General features: G+C 43.4%; 16 protein-coding genes. 2 read left to right on the top strand and 14 right to left on the bottom strand.

Annotation, left to right across the window (positions count from 1 at the left end):
* Positions 1-174: 174 nt before the first annotated feature.
* The 3 genes from A0O21_RS01865 to A0O21_RS01855 form a co-directional block, all read right to left on the bottom strand.
* Positions 175-1086: a magnesium transporter CorA family protein gene (locus A0O21_RS01865; protein ID WP_067060479.1), complete on the bottom strand. Its 912-nt coding sequence runs from the start codon at positions 1084-1086 to the stop codon at positions 175-177.
* Positions 1087-1706: 620 nt separating this feature from the next.
* Positions 1707-3728 (bottom strand): methionine--tRNA ligase, encoded by a 2022-nt coding sequence (metG, locus tag A0O21_RS01860; protein WP_418346447.1) that lies wholly within the window; start codon positions 3726-3728, stop codon positions 1707-1709.
* 325 nt (positions 3729-4053) lie between these two features.
* On the bottom strand, positions 4054-5001 hold the full coding sequence (locus A0O21_RS01855; protein ID WP_148660292.1) for a hypothetical protein: 948 nt from the start codon (positions 4999-5001) through the stop codon (positions 4054-4056).
* A gap of 447 nt (positions 5002-5448) precedes the next feature.
* Here A0O21_RS01855 and A0O21_RS01850 point away from each other — a divergent pair, with 447 nt between their 5' ends.
* The gene (locus tag A0O21_RS01850; protein WP_067060473.1) at positions 5449-6276 is read left to right on the top strand and encodes an exodeoxyribonuclease III; all 828 of its coding nucleotides are present in this window, start codon (positions 5449-5451) and stop codon (positions 6274-6276) included.
* A gap of 261 nt (positions 6277-6537) precedes the next feature.
* Here A0O21_RS01850 and A0O21_RS01845 read toward each other — a convergent pair whose 3' ends face one another.
* The 5 genes from A0O21_RS01845 to serC form a co-directional block, all read right to left on the bottom strand.
* Positions 6538-6891, bottom strand: coding sequence for an arsenate reductase family protein (locus tag A0O21_RS01845; protein WP_067060471.1), 354 nt, complete (start codon positions 6889-6891; stop codon positions 6538-6540).
* Positions 6892-6917: 26 nt separating this feature from the next.
* Positions 6918-7424 carry a methylated-DNA--[protein]-cysteine S-methyltransferase gene (locus A0O21_RS01840; RefSeq protein WP_067060469.1) on the bottom strand — a complete coding sequence of 169 codons (507 nt, stop codon included), beginning with the start codon at positions 7422-7424 and terminating at the stop codon, positions 6918-6920.
* A gap of 402 nt (positions 7425-7826) precedes the next feature.
* Positions 7827-9008, bottom strand: a complete 1182-nt coding sequence (locus A0O21_RS01835) for a phosphoglycerate dehydrogenase (RefSeq protein WP_067060467.1) — start codon at positions 9006-9008, stop codon at positions 7827-7829.
* A 203-nt stretch (positions 9009-9211) separates the two neighbouring features.
* On the bottom strand, positions 9212-9769 hold the full coding sequence (locus A0O21_RS01830) for a GNAT family N-acetyltransferase (RefSeq protein ID WP_067060465.1): 558 nt from the start codon (positions 9767-9769) through the stop codon (positions 9212-9214).
* A 35-nt stretch (positions 9770-9804) separates the two neighbouring features.
* Complete coding sequence (gene serC, locus A0O21_RS01825) at positions 9805-10896, bottom strand: 3-phosphoserine/phosphohydroxythreonine transaminase (RefSeq protein ID WP_067060463.1); 1092 nt, start codon at positions 10894-10896, stop codon at positions 9805-9807.
* A gap of 194 nt (positions 10897-11090) precedes the next feature.
* On the opposite strand from serC, the gene A0O21_RS01820 reads away from it, so the two are divergent.
* Entirely contained in the window at positions 11091-11723 is a 633-nt protein-coding gene (locus A0O21_RS01820) for a copper homeostasis protein CutC (RefSeq protein ID WP_067060461.1), read from the top strand.
* Positions 11724-11918: 195 nt separating this feature from the next.
* On the opposite strand, the gene rsmI is transcribed toward A0O21_RS01820, so the two are convergent.
* The 6 genes from rsmI to A0O21_RS01790 all read right to left on the bottom strand — a co-directional run bounded on the left by rsmI (position 11919) and on the right by A0O21_RS01790 (position 16264).
* On the bottom strand, positions 11919-12788 hold the full coding sequence (rsmI, locus tag A0O21_RS01815) for a 16S rRNA (cytidine(1402)-2'-O)-methyltransferase (protein WP_067060459.1): 870 nt from the start codon (positions 12786-12788) through the stop codon (positions 11919-11921).
* A gap of 5 nt (positions 12789-12793) precedes the next feature.
* Positions 12794-13114 (bottom strand): DNA replication initiation control protein YabA, encoded by a 321-nt coding sequence (gene yabA / locus A0O21_RS01810; RefSeq protein WP_067065024.1) that lies wholly within the window; start codon positions 13112-13114, stop codon positions 12794-12796.
* Positions 13107-13907: a PSP1 domain-containing protein gene (gene ricT, locus A0O21_RS01805; protein ID WP_067060457.1), complete on the bottom strand. Its 801-nt coding sequence runs from the start codon at positions 13905-13907 to the stop codon at positions 13107-13109. The genes yabA and ricT overlap by 8 nt, the downstream gene beginning before the upstream one ends.
* Positions 13904-14779 (bottom strand): DNA polymerase III subunit delta', encoded by an 876-nt coding sequence (locus tag A0O21_RS01800; RefSeq protein WP_067060455.1) that lies wholly within the window; start codon positions 14777-14779, stop codon positions 13904-13906. The genes ricT and A0O21_RS01800 overlap by 4 nt, the downstream gene beginning before the upstream one ends.
* Entirely contained in the window at positions 14770-15423 is a 654-nt protein-coding gene (gene tmk, locus A0O21_RS01795; RefSeq protein WP_067060453.1) for a dTMP kinase, read from the bottom strand. Before tmk ends, A0O21_RS01800 begins: the two co-directional genes overlap by 10 nt.
* 181 nt (positions 15424-15604) lie before the next feature.
* A complete protein-coding gene (locus tag A0O21_RS01790) occupies positions 15605-16264 on the bottom strand; it encodes a CBS and ACT domain-containing protein (protein ID WP_067060451.1) in 660 nt (219 codons plus the stop codon).
* Positions 16265-16416: the final 152 nt, after the last annotated feature.

Below are 16416 nucleotides of genomic sequence, written 5' to 3'. Positions count from 1 at the left end.
CTTTTGTTTCTACCCATTATATCAAAAAAAGCCTCCCTCTATAATTCACTTTATAGCAGCAAAGGGCGTTCCTGCCGATGCTTAGCTTTGTTTTTTGTTTGTTGTTTAAAATATTTTTTTGTGAAATTTTTATGGCTAAAAAAGACGAAAAGTAGGACTTTTCGTCTTTTGCTGTTATGATTTTCTGCGAAGGACCCAGATAAGGAGCCTGCTCACAGCTAATCCAAAGAGAAGAATAATTCCAAGAATAAGCAGCCAGCTCCAAGAATAAACCGTTAAAATTTCCGGCAGAGGGACATTGATGCCAAAGAAACCGGTAATAATATCCGGTGTTGCCAAAAGAATGGACAGACCTGTTAAAATCTTCATCGTATCATTCAGCTGATTATTTAAGATATTATTGTAAGTCTCTGATAACTGTGCCAGCGTCTGTGCTGTCAGTTCGGACATTTCAAGAATCTGCCGGGCTTCAATTTTTGCTGCAGAGAGCTTATCGTCATCTCCGGTCAAAAAAGGACAGTTCAATGATGAATCCTTCAGCTGTTCTAAAACAAGATAGTTTTGCTTGCTGGATGATCTAATGCCGATCATAATCATCTCTATATCCGACAAGGTTAGCAGACGATCTTTAGTTGTCTTTTTACGCAGTTTCTTTCGGATATCTTTCAGCTCTTTGTTAAGACCTTCTAAAATATGAAAATAATTTTTAGAGATAGAAACTAAAGCGGCACATACGAAATCATACACAGAAGCAATGGGCTCTGATTCAAATAAAGCAGCAAACTGCTCAATCATATAAGCATTATCATTAGTATGCAAAATGATGATCCGCTTTTCTTTAAGAATAAAGGTTATCGGTGTTGTCGCATAAACATTATCAATCTTTTTATCATGAATAGCATCATACACCAGAATCAACCGTTCCAATTTCTCATGATAGTCAATATGGGCCAACTCATCGACATCAGAAGCATAAGCAATAATTTTTTCATCAATTGCCAAATCGGTTTTCAACTGCTCACTGTCCAGTTTTTCATCCAAATTGACACAAATCCACGTAAGATCACCAAATTGCTTTTCTTTCATAAAGCTCCTTAAACACAAGATACAAAGCCCGTTTAAAGCTCACAGCAAAAATAGGAAAACTGACGAAGAAACCCCAGTTTCTAGGAAGTTTTATCTTTTTTGCAAAGAGCTTAGGGCGTGTTCAATTAACAAGATACAAAGCCCGTTAAAAAATCCGTATGAAAATAGGGGATGGCAAGTGATGCTGGCATCACGATGACAGCCATCTTTTTCACTAGGATTTTAGGGCGTGTTCAATTTCAACAAGATACAAAGCTCGTTAAAAACGCAAAAGGAAAATAGGGGACTGACTGACGAATCGCCAGATTCTAAGTCAGGACATCTTTTTCCCGCAGCGTTTAGCCCGTGTTCAGTTCATTAAGATACCAAGGCCGTTAAAAACGCAAAAGGGAAATGACGGTAAGTCCGAAATCTTTGATTTCGCAGACGCACCTCTGCCAGGACGGCTAGAAGGGGCGGCAGGCTGTAAAGACTGCAAAACCTTCAGACGGCTACGGCTGGCGGTAAGTCCGAAATCTTCGATTTCGCCAGCGCACCTCTACTAGGACGACTAGAAGGGGGGCGACAAAAATTTAAACTTTCATGCCATTCCAGCTGTTTCAGTTTCTCCTGACTGTCTGTCAGCCTATCACACTGCCATTTGGCAGGGTGGGGTCAACTGTCAGCAGAGTCAGCTGACCATCATGCTCAGCTGAGAGAATCATACCCTGGCTAATGTATTTTTTCATCATTTTCCGCGGTTTAAGGTTAGCAACAATTTGTACTTTTCTACCAACTAACTCCTGCTCATTCGGATAATATTTGGCAATACCGGAGAGAATTTGACGGTCCTCGCCATCACCAGCATCCAGACGGAAAGACAATAGTTTATCCGATCCGGCAATTTTTTCAACTGCCTTGACTTCCGCCACGCGAATTTCTAATTTATCAAAATCATCAAAAACAACTAGCGCTTTATCGGATTTAAGTTCAACCTCTTCAGGGTTCCACTCTTGCTCACTAGCTTTGTCAGCATTCATCTGCTCCTTGATATAAGCGATTTCTGCTTCCATATCTAAACGTGGGAAAACAGGGCTCCCTTGTGCAATAACCTTAGCTCCTGAAGGCATGGCTGACAGGCTGAGGCTGACAAGATCAAATGCCGGACCAAAGCCCAGCTGCTCCATGATAGCGTCAGAGGTTGCCATCATAAAAGGCTGAATGAGGTGAGCCACCACGCGCAGACTGGCTGCCAGATGGGCCATAACAGCAGCCAGCTCCTGATTTTTCCCGCTATCTTTAGCTAAAACCCAAGGCGCTGTTTCGTCAATGTATTTATTGGTCCGAGAAATTATCTGCCATACAGCTTCTAAGGCTCTCGGATAATCCACTGCTTCCATCTGTCTGTGGTAGTCTGTCAGATTTTCAGCAACAAAGGCTTCTAAATCAGCATCAACAGCTGTCACCTTCTCAGCATAAGCCGGAATGCTGCCGTTGAAATATTTATTAATCATGGCAACTGTTCGGTTAAGAAGATTGCCTAAATCATTGGCTAATTCATAATTAATTCGGCCGATATAGTCTTCCGGCGTAAAGGTTCCGTCCGACCCTACTGGAAGGCTGCGCATGAGATAGTAACGTAGGGAATCGAGCCCGTAACGTTCAACCAGCATCTCAGGATAGACGACATTGCCTTTTGATTTAGACATTTTGCCGTCCTGCATCACAAACCAGCCGTGCGCTACTAAACGTTTTGGCAGCGGCAGATCTAAAGCCATAAGGATAATCGGCCAATAAATAGAGTGGAAACGCAGGATATCTTTGCCAATCATATGAATATCTGCAGGCCAGAACTTATCGAAGTTGCTGTAATCTTGCTGTCCGTAACCAAGAGCTGTAATATAGTTAATCAGCGCATCAATCCAAACATAAACCACATGTTTTGGATTGCTTGGTACCTCTACACCCCAGGTAAAGGTTGTTCGGCTGACCGCTAAATCTTCCAGGCCTGGTTCAATGAAATTTTTCAGCATTTCATTCATCCGCCCATGCGGAGTAATAAAGTCCGGATGCTCCTTGAAGAAAGCAACTAGACGGTCGGCATACTTACTGAGTCGGAAAAAATAGCATTCTTCAGCAACTTTTTCAACTTCATGGCCGGAAGGCGCAATACCTCCGATAACCTGACCTTCTTTATCCCGAAAAACCTCAGCCAGCTGACTTTCCGTGAAATACTCTTCATCTGAAACAGAGTACCAGCCAGTGTATTCACCCAGATAAATATCTCCCTGTGCCAGAAGCTGTTCAAAAACTTTAGCCACAACATCTTCATGGTAGCTGTCTGTCGTTCGAATAAACTTATCATAAGAAATATCCAGAAGCTCCCACAATTCCTTAACACTCTCTGCCATGCTGTCAACATAAGCTTGCGGGCTGATACCGGCTTCCCTTGCTTTTTGCTGAATTTTTTGACCATGCTCGTCCAGTCCGGTCAGATAAAACACATCATAGCCCATCAGCCGTTTATAACGCGCCATAACATCACAGGCAATAGTCGTATAAGCAGAACCGATATGAAGTTTCCCAGAAGGATAATAAATCGGCGTTGTAATATAAAATGATTTTTTATCAGTCATAGTATCCCTTTCAGTAAGATAGAAAATATCTCAGATGAATTCCTATATAAAATCCCAGACAGCAGTTCATTTACCGCCGGTTGTTCTTTAAACCTCACAATGAAAAAACACCGACAGCTCCTGCAAGGGGCAACACCTTATTATAGCATAAGTTCAGCTCGCTTGAACAGTTAAAAAAGGAAACAGATAAAAACAGAAGCTTAGGAGCGGCGGCCTAAAAAGCAGCGCCGTCAAATTTCCTAAAGTTCTTGTTTTTTTCTGCTTCCTTATTCTTATAATTCTCTCACGTCCTGCTGCCGTCAGAAAGGAATGCATAGCCGTCAGAGAGTTTTTACTTTTTTAAGCCTGTTTTTCAATACTCACTGTACTGACCATACTTCTTACGGTAATTTTCCTCAATCTTTTCATAATCTGAAACCATCTTTTTAGCCTCTTTTGACGATAATTTTTTAAAGACCATTTCGTCAATCAGCTTACCTTTCTCATTATAGATTTCAACCGTTAAAGTACTGCCTGATTTCCTGTATTTGTATTGGTTTTCACCCATATCATCATATGAATCGATGTAACCTTGTTTTAAATCTTCTACTGTATCTTCATCAAAACCACTGTAGTAAGCGGAAAAGTTATCCATCACCTCGTCAACCTTTTTCTTATAGGCTTTAGGGCTGCTTGCCCGCAGCAGCCTTTTCTCCCAGGGATTGACCTTAAAAAGCGGGTTAAACAGATTGGTCAAGTAAATATCTGCTTCAGCATTATCGCCATCATGCCACTTATTATAATAATAACCATACTGTGAAAAGTCATTGTTTTCGACGGATATAAAGAAATGGGATTCAATATTGTTCTCTTCTTCGAGGACAGTATGCCATTTTTCTTCTTCTTCATCATAATAACGCTCATAGGTCAGCTCCCAGACACCGTCAATTTTACCAGAATAGTAGCGATAAGCCGCATAACCGCCGAAAATACTGAAAAGCAAGATCAGCCCCGCAACGACACTGACAGCAATGATAGTTGATGTTTTCATTTTCTTCTTGGCCGGCGGCTGAACTGATGGCATGGATTGGGCAGCAACAGACTGAGGCGGTACAGAGCCGGCAGGCTGATTAGCAGCTGGCTGAGGAGCGGCCGCCTCTGGCTGACTGGCAGCTGGCTGGTGCAGCGGCTCTAGCTTATCTTGGTTGGCAGCAGTTTGCACGAAGTCGCCATTTTGCAAAGCTGTTTGAATTTCTGCTGCACTCGGCTGACGACCGTAAACCGTCCTAAAATAATCTAACCATTCCTCTTGATTCATCATAAATCTCCTCCTCTAAACAAAGATACAAAGGGCGTTTAAAGAGCAAAGCAAAAATAGGAAAATTGACGAAGAGTCGCTGAGACTCTAGGAGATTTTATCTTTTTTGCACAGCTCTTAGGCCATGTACAAAAACTGGCTGATTTCTTTTTAAGTGTTTCATCAGCTGTTTTTATAGTATTGAACTAATAGATACCACTATTCTACCACAATTTTATCTCTTGAACAGGGCTTGTCGAGCAGGATTTTCTTGCTGACGGCAAAAGAAAAACCGTCATTTAGGGGATTGCAGCAGAAGAAATTTTTTTCAAAAACAGGCTCAATCGCAGAAAATTTTGTTTTTAAATGTCCAATAAAAGCGAGAGTGCAATAACATGCATCTGAACATGGTAATCGCAATTCCTTTTGTTTTTTGTTATAATAGGAAAAAAATTCAAAAAAGGATGAAATATGAAACTGATTTCATGGAATATTGATTCACTTAATGCCGCTTTAACCAGTGATTCTGCCCGAGCCCTTCTTTCGCGTGCTGTCATGGATACCCTAGCAGCTGAAAAGGCAGAAATCATTGCAATCCAGGAAACAAAATTGTCTGCTAAAGGACCAACGAAAAAACATCTGGATATCCTAAAAAGCTATTTCCCAGATTATCAAGTCGCCTGGCGTTCTTCTGTTGAACCAGCCAGAAAGGGCTATGCCGGAACCATGTTTCTCTACCAGGCGCAGCTGCAGCCGGCCGTTACTTTCCCAGAAATTGGAGCGCCAAGCACGATGGATGCCGAGGGACGGATTATCACCTTGGAGTTCGAAAATTTCTTTGTCACCCAAGTTTATACTCCCAATGCCGGAGATGGACTTAAACGTCTGGCTGACAGGCAGCTCTGGGATTGTAAATATGCCGATTACCTGACTGCTCTGGATCGGGAAAAACCAGTTCTGGCGACCGGCGACTACAATGTGGCTCACAAAGAAATTGACTTGGCTCATCCAAACTCCAACCGCCGTTCACCAGGTTTTACTGATGAAGAACGCCAAGGGTTTACCAATCTGCTGAACAAAGGCTTTACAGATACCTTTCGCCATCTGCACGGCGATATTCCCAATGTCTATTCCTGGTGGGCGCAGCGCAGCCCTACCAGTAAAATCAATAATTCCGGCTGGAGAATTGATTATTGGCTGACTTCTGAGCGCATTGCTGACAAAGTTACCAGCTCCGAAATGATTGATTCCGGCAGCCGGCAGGATCACACACCGATTGTTTTGACAATTGATTTATAACCAGTTTAATATAAAGAAGCATTGATCTTTAAATAAACTGCTCACTTTCACTTAGATAACGATACCGACCTCCAGCCCCTTACTCTTCCTTTTCTGGGTTCGGGCCACCATATGGCACTGCACAGCTCTTAGGCGTGTTCAATTAGCAGCCGTAAACAAGCCATAGGTCTAATAATCTCAAAAACCCCCGAAAGATTGCTCTTTCGGGGGTTTTTGCAAGAAAAGACATCTATAAGCTTCACTGGCTTAATTTTTTACAGCTCATAAATTTAACATGCGGTAAGCTGTCCGATAGCCAAGCTGCAGGAGCTCACCGTCTTTAACCAAAATCGGCCGCTTCAGCAGCATACCATCAGCAGCTAAAAGTGCTGCTGCCTCAGTCACAGTCAAGCCCTGAATCTTATCCTTTAGCCCATGAGTCCGGTAACTCTGGCCGCTGGTGTTAAAAAATGCTTTCAGCGGATAATCGGACCTTTTTATCCAAAGGGCGATATCTTCAGCCTGAGGCGGACTTTTCTTGATATCAACAGCTTCAAAGTTCAGTCCCAATTCTTTCAGCTCAGCCTTGGCCTTACGGCAGGTTGAACATTTAGGGTATTCATAAAATACCAGCATTTTACCTCCTTTACTGCCTGCTGCCTTTATTTATTTGCAAAAACAGTCTCTCTTCTTTTCCCCCCCTCATGTTCCAGCAACCAATATTTTCTGTCCAGTCCGCCGGCATAGCCTGTCAGCTGTCCCCGACTGCCTAATACACGGTGGCAGGGAATAAAAATGCTGATTGGGTTTTTCCCCACGGCACCGCCGACTGCCTGAGCTGACCGACAGCGAAGCTCTTCGGCAATCTCGCCATAGGTTACTGTTTGGCCAAAAGGAATATGTGTGAGAAGGGTCCATACTCTTTGCTGGAAAACTGTCCCTTGAGGAGACAGAAAATCTGGAAGCGGAAGCGGCACTCCGGCAAAATAAGCCTCCAACCAGTCCTTTGCAGCTGACAGGACAGTATTCTCCTGCTCTGTAAAATCTAATTTTTCAAAACCTGAGAGTTCGTATTTTTGACCTACAAACCAGGTGCCTAAAAGAACATCATCAGCAGCTGCTAATAATAAATCCCCTAAAGGAGAATGATAGACTTGTTTAAAAAGCATTATCCCCCCTCCTATTAAGATACAAAGGGCGTTAAAAGAGCAAAGCAAAAATGGTGGTAAGCCAGAAATCTGTGATTTCGTCTGCGCACCCCTGCCAAGACGGCTAGGGAGTGGGACAGAACCCCAGACCACAAAGTTCCTTGTCCCACCCCCGCAAAGCCTAGTAGGCTATTTAAAGCTTTGAAAAAGCGATAAAGTGCCACTAGACGACTAGCGTCTTGCACATAAGACTATAACAAACATTAAGGCCTATTTTTAAAATCGTCCTTCAGACGGCTACGGCTGGCTAACTTGAAATCACTTCTAAACTTAGATATATCTTTTTTTGCAAAGAGCCTAGCCCGTGTTCAGTTCATAAAAGTATAGACGCCATTTCAGAATCTTCCTGCAGGGAGAACGCTTCTATTTATTTCCCTTAATCAAACGGACACGGATAATATTATCACTGGCTTCAAAAGCATCTACCAAGGTTTTGATTTTGGTATGATCTGTCTCGTCCAAATCAAGGATGGTATAGGCATAATCGCCCTTTGAACGGTTGAGGATATTGGCAATATTGATATTGACCTCTGAAACAGCGGTTGAAATTTTGGCCACAATATTTGGGACATTGCGGTTAATCAGTGTAATACGGTAAGGTGCCGTCAGGGCTTGGTGCATATTGGGGAAGTTGACAGAATGCGTGATTTCCCCGGTTTCCATAAACTGACGGATTTCCTGACTGGCCATAATGGCACAGTTGAGCTCTGCTTCTGCTGTCGAACCGCCAACATGAGGGAATACTGTAATTTTATCTTTATTAAGCAATTCTTCTGTGCCGAAATCGGTGATATAGCGCTTGACAACACCGGTTTCGATAGCTTCAAAGAGCGCCGTGTTATCAACCAGATCTGCACGGGCAAAGTTGATAATGGTCGTCCCTTTTTGCATCTGTGCAAAAGCTGAAGCATTAAAGGTATTTTTAGTGTCATCGGTCAAAGGAACATGGACAGTGATGTAGTCACAGTTGGCAAAAATCTCCTTGATATCGCGGACACGTCTGACATGATGAGAAATATTCCAGGCCGCTTCAATTGAAACATAGGGGTCATAGCCATAGACAGTCATGCCGATACGGCGGGCATCATTAGCAATGCGAGAACCGATAGCGCCAAGGCCGATAACACCCAGCTTTTTACCGCGAACCTCTGTTCCGGCAAACTGCTTTTTCCCAGCTTCTATCTGCTTAGGCACATCATCTCCTTTTAGAGTATTGGCCCAAGCTGCTGCGGAAATATAGTCACGCGCCGACATGAGAATAGCTGCTATAACTGCTTCTTTGACAGCATTAGCATTAGCTCCGGGAGTATTAAAAACAACAATTCCGGCTTCTGTCGCCTTATCAATAGGTATATTATTGGTTCCGGCTCCTGCACGGGCGATGGCCTTCAGATTTTTCGGAAAGCTGACATCATGTAAATTCTGACTGCGAATGATATAGGCATCTGGATTGTCAGAGCGGTCGCCGTCAATTTGAAAATCGTTGCCCAGTTCCTTTAAGCCCAGCTGATTAATATTGTTAAATGTTTTGACACTAAATACCATTTTCTCCACACAAAGGCTGAAAAATCAGCCTCCCTTTTCTATTTTTTAACTGACAGCAGCTGTATTTGATTAAGAAGCAGGCCTATTTCCTTCAGGAGATTACCTAACCCGCTGCAGCTTTTACTGTCATAAAACCTTATCATCATGTTATTTACAAAAAGCAGGGAGGTTAGTTCTCCTGCTTCTGCCGACTGCTGGCGCATTTAGACTAAACCGTGATAGTCAGCTTCATCAACTTCTTGGTAGAAAGCTTTTTCGGCTTTTGTTTTGATTTTTTGATAAGCCAGACGTTCACCATCAATCGGCAGCTTGCCACAGTATACATAGCCAAGTTTCTCAAGAATATGCCGCATGATGGCATTTTTCTCGTCTGTATCACAGCGAAAATCATGTCCGTCCGTTCCTTCGATCAGACCTTGCAGGAAAGTCTGACCGATTTTTTGCCCCCTTGCCTCCGCCAAAACAGCAATTCGATGAAAGGTGATATAACGGTGATTATTATGCTGCCACTGCCCTTCATAAATCTTGTCGTAAGCAGGAACTCCGTCTGTAATTACCGCTCCGTAGGCTACAATATGCCCATCCACAATACCGACATAGCCTCGTCCTTGTAAGATATCCTCAGCAATATCTTCCTGAGCCGGATAGCCACTGTCACCCTGCCATTGTTTACTGCCAGATTCTGCCAATACTTGTCTGGCACTGTCAATAACCGCCATAATCTGATCGGTCTCATTGGGAAAAGCTTGTCTAATATCCATAATTCTGCCTTTTCTTTGCTTACTGCACAACTGAATCAACTGTTTTCCGCTTCAAACTGCTTCATAAAGTCAATTAGCTCCAGTACTCCTTGACGCGGGAAAGCGTTGTAAAGACTGGCACGCATGCCGCCAACACTGCGGTGCCCTTTGATGTTTTTAAAACCAAGCGGTGTTGCTTGAGCAACAAATTTAGCATCTAATTCCTTATTTGGCGTAACAAAAGGAATATTAGCCACCGAACGCTCGGCAGCGACCTTAACAGGGCTGGTATAGAAATCAGACTGGTCGATAAAATCATAAAGGAGACCTGATTTCTCTCGATTAACCTCTTCCATCTTATCAACCCCGCCCTGTTTTTTAACCCATTCAAAAACAAGTTTAGCAATATAAATACTGTAAGCCGGCGGTGTGTTGTAGAGAGAGCCGGCTTCTGCCTGGATACGGTAATCCAGCATAGAAGAAAGCGCTGGTTCATCATTCAGGAAATCTTCGCGAATAATAACAACAGTCACGCCAGCTGGACCGATGTTTTTTTGTGCACCGGCATAAATAACTGCGAAATCTTCGACATGATAGCGCACAGCCAAAATATTAGAGGACATATCAGCTACAAGCGGGACACCGTTGGTATCCGGCAGGTGGTAAACAGCTGTCCCTTCAATCGTATTATTGGTGGTCAGATGAACATAAGCAGCGTCCGGATCAATCGCCGATGGCTCAAAAGCAGGGATATGGTCATAAACGCTTTCTTCCGAAGAAGCTAATAAAATCGGGTCGAAAGGAATTGTTTTAGACAGTTTAACAGCCTCTGTGTAAGCCTTCTTCCCCCAGGAACCGGCAACATGATAATAAGCTTTACGGCCTTTGGCAAGGTTTAAAGGAAGCATACTGAACTGGGTTGAAGCTCCTCCTTGCAGGAATAAGACCTTATAGTTATCGGGAATCGCCATTAATTCTCGCAGCAGCTGCTCAGCATCTTTGATAATGCTATCGAATTCTTTGGAGCGGTGAGACAGTTCTAAGACACTCATACCGCTTCCCTGATAATCCAGCATTTCTCTTTGAGCCTGCTCCAGCACAGGCTTTGGCAGCACTGCAGGACCTGCAGAAAAATTATAAATCGCCATCAAAACATACCTCCGTATAATATTACAAATTATAGCACAATTGTCAGAATTTTATCAAGTATCCAAATAGGAGCAGACAAAAAATCATGCTATAATAAGGTAAAGATTCAAATGAAGCCGTATGAAAAAATAATTGGAAAACCAAATCATTCCATTTTTTAACGGGCTTTGTATCTTGTGATGGGAGTGGTGTTATGATTTTTAAAGAGTTTTGTGCGGAGAATATGACCAACCTGCCGGCATTAAACAGTCAAAAAGTGACACGGGTTGAGCTTTGTGATAATCTGACGGTCGGAGGAACGACTCCATCTTATGGTGTCATTAAAGAAGCTGCCAAACTCCTCCATGAAAAAAATATCAGTCTGGCTACGTTGATTCGGCCTAGGGGCGGATCTTTTGTCTACAATGATTTTGAGCTCAAAATTATGGAAGAAGACATCTTACAGGCTGTTGCCTTAGAGAGTGACAGTTTAGTTCTGGGTCTGCTGACAGAAGAAAATGAGGTGGATGCTGCTGCTATCGACCAACTCCTCCCCGCAACGCAAGGGCTGCCTTTGGTTTTTCATATGGCCTTTGACCATATCCCAAGAAACAAACAAAAAGAAGCCTTAGACCAGCTGGTTGACTTAGGCTTTGTCCGTATATTGCTGCACGGCTCTGTGCAGAAAAATGATATTTTAGAAAATGCCAGCTGGATTAAAGAACTCCGTTCTTATGCAGACGGCAGGATCGAGATAATGCCGGGCGGCGGTGTCAGGGCTGATAATTATCAGGAAGTCTGCCGCCTGACAGGCTGCCAAGCAGTTCATGGAACTCATATTATTTGAGACAGCCATAAACAAGCTGCACAAAAGCGGAAATTGTTCTGACTGCCGAAAGGGCAGCAGGCTAACAGTGTGTTGTTAAAGCCCCTTTGCACTTGATGCAGAGGGGCTGAAAGAAATACTCAAAGTTGAGGGCAGAAAAGCTGTCTTGTACCGGCGTCCTGCAGTCACTGCAGACGCTTTTTTACAGTCAGCAGACTAGTCATTTAGTTGATGATAGAGGCTGTATACATCCTGTCTCTTTAGACCGTTACGCTTTGCGGTTTTTTTTATGGCCGCATTCGGCGCCAGCCCCTCGGCTATAAAGCCATGGATAAGAGCTAAAATTTCTTTCTCTGTCAAAGCTGGGGCCTTATTTTTCTGCTCACAGCCCGCAACAATCAAAAGGCATTCTCCCTTAGGGGGATTTTCCTCAATGTGGCTTAATACTTGCGAAAGCCTCCCCCGCTGATATTCTTCATGCAGCTTTGTTAATTCGCGGGCGAGAACAATTTCCCGGTCTCCGTAAACAGCCAGAATCGTTTTTAAGGTAGCTGCCAGCCGATAAGGCGATTCATAAAAAATCTGTGTTTCAGGATAGTTCTTCTTTTCCTCCAAAAATAACCTTTGCTGGCCGGCTTTTCTGGGTAAAAAGCCGTAGAAAATATGAGGCTGAGGCCTTATGCCGCTGGCAATCAAAGCGGTGATACCGGCAGAAGCGCCGGGAAGCGCCACAACCGGGATACCCTGAGCAAGGGCTGCCTGCACAAGTTCATGTCCAGGATCCGATATGGAAGGCATACCAGCATCTGAAACCTGGGCCAAGGACTTGCCAGAAGTCAGTAAAGACAGTAAAGCAGGAATTTTCTCAGCTGCATTATGCTCATGAAAACTGATTTGCTTGGTTTCAACAGCCAAATGCTTCAGCAGTATACCTGTGTTGCGCGTATCTTCCGCACAGATATAGTCAACTGTTTTCAGCGTTTCAGCAGCTCTCAGGGTTATGTCCTGTAAATTGCCGATGGGTGTCGGAACTAAGTACAGAGTTCCATTGGAAGTCTGATTTTTAAAGCTTTTCTGTATCTGCATTGGACCTACTCTCTATACAGCAATTCCATGCAAAAAACACAGCCTTCATCATTTTCACGGCGCTGACCGTAAAAAGAATTACAAACATGAAAGCCATCCTGATAGATACTCTCCAAATGATCTTTGCCTTGGTGGGGAGCTTTGGCTTCTGTCTCAGGCTCCAATTGATGCAAACGCTCACGCAGCTTGGTGTTTTCTAAACGCAGTCCTGTATTTTCTTTGACCAGCTCTTGAACCTGTTTTTTCATAGCTTCAACTTCAGCCAAGGTTACCATCAAATTTTGAGAAAAGTCATCAAAAGCATCAAACAACTTCTTTTTATCCACCAATTCTAACCTCCTCAACTGCATAGGTCAACAGCGTTTCCTGATCTGTCAGACGAACCTGCAAGGTCTCCGAAAATACATCAATCCCTGCGACAACACCTGAGCCATTTTGCGTTTCAACAACTGTTCCCAAATCAGGAAATTTCGCCTTACTGGTCTGGTAGAAGTTTTCTTCAAAACTCAGACAGCACAGCAGCCGGCCGCAAATTCCCGTCATTTTACCTGAGCTTAGCGATAAACCTTGATTTTTAGCCATCTTAATAGAGACAGGCGGGAACTCACCTAAAAAGCTGGAACAGCATAGTGCCCGGCCGCAGGGGCCGAGTCCGCCGTAAATTTTTGCTTCCTGACGGCTGTTAATCTGCCGCAGTTCCACACGTGTTTTAAAAAGAGCAGCCAAATCTTTAAGAAGCTGACGAAAATCAACACGCCCTTCCGCAGAAAAAGTGATTAGAACATAATTCCTCTCCAAAGGAAAAACAATATCCAGCAGCTTCATGGGCAAACGGTGAGAGGCAATCAGCTCCCTTACCTTTGCCTGAGAGTGCTCCGCCAGTTCTGTATTTTTACGGTGTGTTTCAAGGTCTTTGTGATCAGCCAAACGCCAAACATGGTCCAACTCTGCAGGAAGCTTAGCCGGACCGACAGTAACATCAGGCTGAACGACCTGAGCCAGACGACTCCCTTTTTTATTTTTAATAACTAAAAAATCGTCTTTTTGATAAGAGCTGTCTGACTGCACATACCTTAAATCATCTTTTTCTCCGTATTTAATTCCAATTACTCTTGTCATGAAATCACCATATATTCCAATGCATTTTGAAAACTGACATTACTTTGCCACATCAAACGGGCCTGCAAAAGGAGCTGAAGGAGCCGCCGGTTTTGTTTTTCTTTTATTTCTTCTGCCAAAAGTATTGTCAGCAGCTGAAAAATCAGAGCCTGCTCGTTTTTTTCTGCAGCATACTGAACCAGTCTGGCCGTTTCTAAATAAGCTAAATCTTGATTTTTCTGAAGACTGGCTGTAAAGCGCCGGCAGGCTTGCTCAAGCTCAAGATTTTTCTTATTGCTCAGCAGTTCGTCCAGCTCTTCCGGACTGTGAGCCAGCTGTGCAGAGAGTCTGGCCTGACTCTTTAAAAGTCCGGCCTGTTCAGCTTGCTTTAGCAAGTAAGCTTCATTTTTAGGAAATTGAAAAATCTGTGTACGGCTCTTGATAGTCGGCAAAACTTTACTCTCATCAGCTGTCAGCAAAAACATATAGGCCGAACTCTGCGGCTCTTCGATAAACTTCAGCAGACTGTTAGCCGCATTAATATGCAGTTTTTCACATTCCTTAATGATAAATACCTGCGCTTTCCCTTCAAAACCTGACCGTGAAAAATTCCGCAGCAGTTCTTTCACTGTGTCCGTTTTGATAATCTGGCCGATCGGTTCGATAACCCTCACATCCGCAAATTCTCCTGCTTCAATTAAGCGGCATGACCGGCAGTTCCCACAGGGAAGACCATTCTGTAAACGCTCACAAAAACGGCTTTTGGCAAGGAAAAGGGCCATAGGAAAACTTGCAAAAGTCCCTGAAAAGAGGTAGGCATGATTCAAACGTTCTGCCCGCAAAATCTGCTTAAACTCTGCAAAGAGCTTAGGCTGTAATTGCTTTAAATCCATAATGACCTGCTTTTACTGATTTGTTTCATGATTGCCTCCAGAGCATTTTCAGTAACTGCTTCTGCACTGAGAGAAGCATCAAGTGTGGTAATCCTGTCCGGCTCAGCCTGAGCCAGTTCAAGATAGCCTTGTCGGACCCGCTGATGCATATCCAGCGTTTCCAAATCCAGACGGTTGACTTCCCTGTCCTTATTTTTCTGAATACGGCCTAAGCCTATTTCAGACGGTAAATCAAAATACAGGGTCAGATCCGGTCGGCGGTTATCCGTAGCAAAGGCATTCAGCTGACTGATGATTTCTTTATCAAGTCCCCTTCCGGCTCCCTGATAAGCCACAGAACTATCAATAAAACGATCGATCAGCACAACTTTCCCTTGATTTACAGCCGGCAGTACTTTTTCGATATAGTGCTGCCGTCTGGCAGCCATATAGAGCAGCAGCTCTGTTTTGGCATCCATATTGGCGTGGCTGACATCCAGAATAACTTCTCTAATACGCTCAGCAATCAGTACACCGCCAGGTTCACGGGTAACGATAAAATCTGCTTTAACCTTTTTTTTAAGCTGGGGCAAAAGTTTTTCTAAGACTGTTGTTTTGCCGGCACCGTCTGGCCCCTCAAAAGAAATAATAAACCCTTTAGACATACAGTTCCTTACTTTACTCCCTCCTTGCCGCTTAAGTAAAAAATCAATCTCCGGCAGTTCATGCCAATATCGTTTCTTCTTTCAACCGTTTTTAAATTTAACGGCCCGCATTTGATACTTTTATTTTAGCAAATTTTCATCAAAAAAGACACCGGCAATCATCTGCTGGTGTCCTTCTCTTCTATTTTAAAGATTTGGCAGCTGTCTTTTCGATTGATTCTACCTCTATCCCCTGTTTTAGCAATTTGTCTTTTAAATCCTCAATAGCGACTTGACCGTCAATCTGTACCTCAATGACAGTCTTGCCAGACTTGCGGCTGGCAATAACGGTATGCTTAATATTGAGATTTTCATTTGTAATGGTATCAACAACTTTGGCCAGCACTCCAATACTGTCGTCCGCCAAAATAACAGCGCGGACGCCTTCCTCGCCATAGCCGGAAACTTCCAGGAAAGCTTTAAAGACATCCTTATCCGTTATCACCCCGTAAATTTGACCGTTATCGACAACTGGGAGAATACCAACACGGTGCTTCATCATGATATAAATAGCATCTTCCAGTCTGGCATACTGCGAAACCGTCACAACATCTTTTATCATGATATCACGAATTTTCGTCTTATTAAGCAGATAATTCATTTCATAAATTGAAAGACTGGACGCTTTTGACGGACTGGCCTCTGCCATCGTCCCTGCTGTTACTAAACCAACCAAACGGTCATTTTCAATGACCGGAAGCCGTCTTAAGTCCTGCTCCCGCATCATATCAGCTGCGGCTGCCACTGTCGTATCTGGAGAAACATAGACAACCTTTTTGGTCATAAAATCTTTTACTGGCATAAAATCCCTCCTCACTGCCTTACTTTTATTATAACAAAAAGTCAGAAAAGCCGTAAACTGAGGCATGCAGGTCAAATATACCCGTTTGGAAAGAAAACATGCCGGCACTTATTAGCAGAATTAAGAAAACTTCACTTCCAAAAGGCAAAAAT

It is taken from the genome of Streptococcus pantholopis, assembly GCF_001642085.1.
In the GTDB taxonomy this organism is placed as follows: Bacteria; Bacillota; Bacilli; order Lactobacillales; family Streptococcaceae; genus Streptococcus; species Streptococcus pantholopis.
Note: the sequence above shows the minus strand (reverse complement) of the source record. Positions and strands in the feature narration are given on the sequence as shown.

Coding starts and splice junctions, on each gene's coding strand:
- A0O21_RS01830 (WP_067060465.1), bottom strand. CDS start 9,769: ATGGATATTAGACAAGCTTTTCCCAATGAGACCGATCAGATTATGGCG.
- A0O21_RS01800 (WP_067060455.1), bottom strand. CDS start 14,779: ATGGATTTAAAGCAATTACAGCCTAAGCTCTTTGCAGAGTTTAAGCAG.
- ricT (WP_067060457.1), bottom strand. CDS start 13,907: ATGACAAGAGTAATTGGAATTAAATACGGAGAAAAAGATGATTTAAGG.
- serC (WP_067060463.1), bottom strand. CDS start 10,896: ATGGCGATTTATAATTTTTCTGCAGGTCCTGCAGTGCTGCCAAAGCCT.
- tmk (WP_067060453.1), bottom strand. CDS start 15,423: ATGTCTAAAGGGTTTATTATTTCTTTTGAGGGGCCAGACGGTGCCGGC.
- A0O21_RS01865 (WP_067060479.1), bottom strand. CDS start 1,086: ATGAAAGAAAAGCAATTTGGTGATCTTACGTGGATTTGTGTCAATTTG.
- A0O21_RS01820 (WP_067060461.1), top strand. CDS start 11,091: ATGATTTTTAAAGAGTTTTGTGCGGAGAATATGACCAACCTGCCGGCA.
- A0O21_RS01835 (WP_067060467.1), bottom strand. CDS start 9,008: ATGGTATTTAGTGTCAAAACATTTAACAATATTAATCAGCTGGGCTTA.
- rsmI (WP_067060459.1), bottom strand. CDS start 12,788: ATGCAGATACAGAAAAGCTTTAAAAATCAGACTTCCAATGGAACTCTG.
- A0O21_RS01790 (WP_067060451.1), bottom strand. CDS start 16,264: ATGCCAGTAAAAGATTTTATGACCAAAAAGGTTGTCTATGTTTCTCCA.
- A0O21_RS01850 (WP_067060473.1), top strand. CDS start 5,449: ATGAAACTGATTTCATGGAATATTGATTCACTTAATGCCGCTTTAACC.
- A0O21_RS01845 (WP_067060471.1), bottom strand. CDS start 6,891: ATGCTGGTATTTTATGAATACCCTAAATGTTCAACCTGCCGTAAGGCC.
- A0O21_RS01840 (WP_067060469.1), bottom strand. CDS start 7,424: ATGCTTTTTAAACAAGTCTATCATTCTCCTTTAGGGGATTTATTATTA.
- A0O21_RS01855 (WP_148660292.1), bottom strand. CDS start 5,001: ATGATGAATCAAGAGGAATGGTTAGATTATTTTAGGACGGTTTACGGT.